The following is a 4360-nucleotide window of genomic DNA, read 5'->3' on the forward strand; positions in this document are numbered from 1 at the left end:
GCTACGGCCTCCTCCGCCACCTCAACCCCCACACCACACCCCAACTCACCCCACTCCCCACCCCCGACATCGGCTTCAACTACCTCGGACGGTTCGCTGCCTCCCCGAGCGGGCAGCAGGGCACGGGGCGGGAGCCCGAGTACTGGCTGAGTGCGCCTGAGTCGACGGGCGTCGGCGGTGGCGCGGATCCCGCCGCTCCCCTGCCGCACGCCGTGGAACTCAACGCGCTCACCGAGGACCGCGCGGACGGTCCGGTCCTGGTGGCGAACTGGGGTTGGGCCTCCCACGTGCTCCCGCAGGAGGACGTACGACGGCTCGGCGAGCGCTGGTTCGACGCGCTGCGGGCGCTGGTGACCCACGCCGAGCAGCCCGACGCCGGCGGTCTGACGCCTTCCGACGTCCCGCTGGTCGCCCTGTCACAGCCCCAGCTGGACGCCTTGCCGGCGTCGACGGCGGACGTGCTGCCGCTCTCCCCGTTGCAGGAGGGGCTGCTGTTCCACGCCCTCTTCGAGGACCACGGTGTCGACCTCTACAACACCCAGCTCGTGCTGGAGATCGAGGGCGCGCTGGACGTCGACCGGCTACACGGCGCCGCGCAGACCGTGCTGGACCGGCACGCGAACCTGCGGGCCGGCTTCTGGCAGGGCGAGCTGGAGCGGCCGGTGCAGGTCGTCGCGGACGGGCTCGCCGTCCCGTGGCAGGAGGTCGACCTCACCGGGCACGGCGACGACGCCGATGCCGAGGCGGCGCGGCTCGTCGAGGACGACCGCGGTCGGCGCTTCGACGTGCAGCGCCCGCCACTGCTGCGCTTCACCCTCTTCCGGCTGCCGGGCGAGCGTTTCCAGCTGCTGTTCACCAGCCATCACATCCTGCTCGACGGCTGGTCGATGCCGGTGCTGTTCGACGAGTTGTTCACCGCGTACGAGGCCGGGGGCGCGGCGCTGCCCACCGTCCGGCCCTTCCGCGACTACCTGGCCTGGCTGGCCGGGCAGGACCGGGACGTGGCCGACGCGGCGTGGCGGCAGCGGCTGTCCGGTGCCGAGCCGAGTCTGCTCGTGCCGGGCAACGAGCTGCCGCCGGTGGTGCCGGCCCAGCACTTCGTGGGCGCCGGTACGGCGCTGACGGGTGCGCTGGAGGGCCTTGCGCGGCGGCTGGGCGTCACCGTGAACACCCTCGTGCAGGGTGCGTGGGCGCTGCTGCTCGGCGGCCTGACCAACCGCTCGGACGTCGTCTTCGGCTCGACCGTCTCGGGCCGGCCGGCGGAGATCCCGGGCATCGAGAGCATGGTGGGGCTGTTCATCAACACCCTGCCGGTGCGGGTGGGCATCGACCCGGCCGAGTCCGTCGCCGATCTGCTGCGCAGGGTGCAGGACGAGCAGTCGGAGCTGATGAACCACCAGTACGTGGGGCTTCCCGAGCTCCAGGCGATGGCGGGCGGCAGCACCCTCTTCGACACGTTGTTGGTGTTCGAGAACTATCCGTTGGACGGCGAGGCCCTGAGCGATCGTCTCAGCGGTCTCCAGCTGAGCGCCGTCGACGGCGAGGACGCCGCCCACTACCCCGTCACGGTCGCCGTGATCCCCGGTGCGGAGCTGGAGTTCCGCGTCGACTACCAGCCGGGGCTGTTCACCGCCGGCGCGGTCGACGCCCTCCTGCGCCGGCTGCTGCGGGTGCTGGAGGCGTTCACCACCGCGTCCGACGTGCCCGTGGGGAGCGTCGACGTGCTGCTGCCGGGCGAGCGGGAACTGCTGGTCGCGGAGCCGGTGGCAGTCGATGCCCCGGACACGACGCTGGTGGAGCTGTTCGAGGCGCGCGCCGCCCAGGCTCCGGATGCGGTCGCGGTCACGTATGACGACGAGCGGCTGACGTACGCCGAGCTGAACGCCCGGGCGAACCGGCTGGCCCGGCTGCTGGTGGCGCGCGGCGCGGGTCCGGAGGCGTTCGTGGCGGTCGCCATGCCGCGTTCGGCGGAGCTGGTCGTGGCCCTGCTGGCGGTGCTGAAGTCGGGTGCGGCCTATGTGCCGGTGGACCCGGACTACCCGGCGGACCGGGTGGCGTTCATGCTGGCGGAGACCCGGCCGGTGCTGACGCTGGCGATGCGCTCCTCCGCGGACGTGGTGGACGGAACGCCCACCGTGCTGCTGGACGAGCTGCCCGCCGAGGGCATGAGCGCCGACGGCAGCGACTTGGGGCAGGACGAACGGCCTGGGACGCTGTCAGCGGACAGCCCGGCATATGTCATCTACACGTCCGGCTCGACGGGGCGTCCGAAGGGTGTCGTGGTCCCGCACGGCAACGTGGTCCGCTTGTTCTCGTCCACCGAGCAGTGGTTCGGATTCGACCACACTGATGTGTGGACGCTGTTCCACTCGTACGCCTTCGACTTCTCCGTCTGGGAGTTGTGGGGTGCGCTGCTGGCTGGCGGACGACTGGTTGTCGTTCCGCGTGAGGTGAGCCGTTCACCGCGCGACTTCGTGAGTCTCCTGGCACGCGAACAGGTCACCGTCCTCAACCAGACACCGTCCGCCTTCTACCAACTGGTACGGGCTGACGCCGAGATCACCGACGAGTTGTCGTTGCGGTACGTCGTCTTCGGCGGCGAAGCACTCGAACTACGGCGCCTGTCGGACTGGTACGCACGGCACGCGGACGATGCACCGCGGCTGGTGAACATGTACGGCATCACCGAAACCACGGTCCACGTCACCTACCGCACCCTCGACCGCAATGTGGTGGAGGAGGCCACCGGCAGCCTGATTGGCGAACCCATCCCCGACCTGCGTACTTATGTGCTGGACGGCAGTCTGCGCCTGGTGCCGTCGGGTGTCACGGGTGAGCTGTACGTCGCCGGTGCCGGACTGGCGCGCGGCTATCTCGGGCGGCCTGACCTGTCCTCCCAGCGCTTCGTGGCCGACCCCTACGGCACCGCTGGATCACGCATGTACCGGACGGGTGACGTCGTACGACGCAACAGTGAAGGCGAGTTGGAGTACGTCGGACGCTCCGACAGCCAGGTCAAGATCCGCGGCTTCCGCATCGAACTCGGCGAGATCGAAAACGCCCTAGAAGCGCACGGCGACATCGCCCAGGCCGCCGTCACCGTCCGCGAAGACACCCCCGGCGACAAACGCCTCATCGGCTACGTCATCCCCACCGAGCGAGCCCAGGTCGATGCCGCCGCACTGCGCACGTACATCGGCACACGACTCCCGGAGTACATGATCCCGGCCGCATTCGTCGTCCTCGACGCCCTCCCGCTGACCGTCAACGGCAAACTCAACACCAAGGCCCTCCCCGCCCCCGACTACTCCGCTGTCACAGCGGCGGGCGGCCGTGGCCCGCGCACCCAGGTGGAGCGCGTGCTCTGCGCGGCCTTCGCCGAGGTGCTGGGCCTGCCCGAAGTAGGCGTCGACGACAACTTCTTCGACCTGGGTGGGCACTCCCTCCTCGCGACCCGGCTGATCGGCCGCATCCGCAGCCTCCTCGACGTCGAACTGCCGGTACGCGCACTCTTCGAGGCACCGACCGTCGCCGCACTCGCCGAACGCTGCGGCGACACCGCGACCGGCGCGCGGGAGGCCCTGGTGCCGATGGAGCGCCCGGAGGCGGTCCCGCTGTCCTTCGCGCAGCGCCGGCTGTGGTTCCTCAACCGGCTGGAGGGACCCAGCGCCACCTACAACCTGGCACTGGCGGTGCGGTTGTCGGGCGTGGTGGACCGGGAGGCGCTGCGGGCCGCGCTGGCGGATGTCGTTGCTCGGCACGAGAGCCTGCGCACCGTCTTCCCCGAGGTGGACGGTCTGCCCCGACAGCACGTACTCGACGCCGGTCAGGTCGCCCTCGACGTCATCGATGTCCACGCGGACGACCTGCGACGGACCGTCGAGGACGAGGCCGGCCGACCGTTCGACCTGACCGTGCCTGGGAACGGAGTCGGTGGCGCTGAGCTGCCGCTGCGTGCCTCCCTCGTCACGGCGGGCGCCGATGACGCGGTGCTGCTGCTGGTGCTGCACCACATCGTCGGCGACGGGTGGTCGCTCACCCCGCTGGCCAACGACCTGGCAACGGCCTACACCGCCCGCGCCAACGGGCACGAGCCGGAGTTCGACGCCCTGCCCGTCCAGTACGCGGACTACACCCTGTGGCAGCAACACGTACTCGGCAGCCCGGACGACCCCGAGAGCGCGATCGCACAGCAGGTCGGGTACTGGCAGAAGGCTCTGGCCGGGCTGCCGGAGGAGCTGGCGCTGCCGTTCGACCGGCCGCGACCCGCGGTCATGTCGTACCAAGGTGGTTCCGTTCCCGTACAACTCACGCCAGAACTCCACACGGCGATCGTCGACCTGGCACGGACCCACCAGGT

The 4360-nt window shown here is 70.6% G+C and carries 1 protein-coding gene; it reads left to right on the forward strand.

What is annotated here, in order from left to right; translation table 11 throughout:
- Nucleotides 1-4360: amino acid adenylation domain-containing protein (locus AB0E05_RS36310; RefSeq protein WP_361971871.1), on the forward strand; the 4360-nt coding region annotated here is incomplete at both ends.

Source organism: Streptomyces sp. NPDC048057 (assembly GCF_040653095.1).
Classification (GTDB): Bacteria; Actinomycetota; Actinomycetes; order Streptomycetales; family Streptomycetaceae; genus Streptomyces.